This window comes from Frateuria hangzhouensis (genome assembly GCF_026410505.1).
GTDB lineage: Bacteria > Pseudomonadota > Gammaproteobacteria > Xanthomonadales > Rhodanobacteraceae > Frateuria_A > Frateuria_A hangzhouensis.
Genome location: NZ_JAPMIU010000045.1, coordinates 1 through 490 on the forward strand (window position 1 = coordinate 1; position 490 = coordinate 490).

A 490-nucleotide genomic window follows, 5' to 3' on the forward strand; every position below is an offset into this window, starting at 1 on the left:
TCGCCTTGCGGTGCCGCTCGAAACCGGCGTCGTGCTCCATCGACAGGCTCATCTGCTTGGGTGCCATCACGTACCATCCATCCTCAGGTCTCGCTAAGACCGCGGGGCAAAATCAGAGTTTCCCTAAAGGCTAACGCTGGAGTTAAGCGGCGCGCGGCTTTTCGCGCGTCCGCTTGGACGAGTGGTTAGCTGGCTTGCTCGAAGGCCAGCAGCATAGAAGCAAGCGCGGCTTGGTCGGTTGGCCCAAGGGTGTCCGTGCAGGAGTCTAGGATGCCTTTTGCAAGGTAGTACTCCGTTTCGTTCCGAACTCTGCCGCGCTTGAGGATGCCTTTGAACTGCCTCGAGTGCCTACGCCGCATCTCCGACAGGGTCATGACACCAGCAAGCCGCAACTTCGCGTCGAAGGCGGCTACTTGGGCCACGGTAAGGTCCTGAAGGGACTCAACGGCATCGTTGGCGGCCTGTCGTAGCCCTGTTAGGGCCTTCGACT

1 protein-coding gene is annotated in these 490 nt (G+C 60.2%); it reads right to left on the reverse strand.

Going from position 1 to position 490, the window contains the following annotated elements; genetic code table 11:
* Positions 1-185: 185 nt before the first annotated feature.
* Positions 186-490: hypothetical protein (locus tag OSC30_RS16800; protein WP_267172996.1), on the reverse strand; the 305-nt coding region annotated here is incomplete at its 5' end.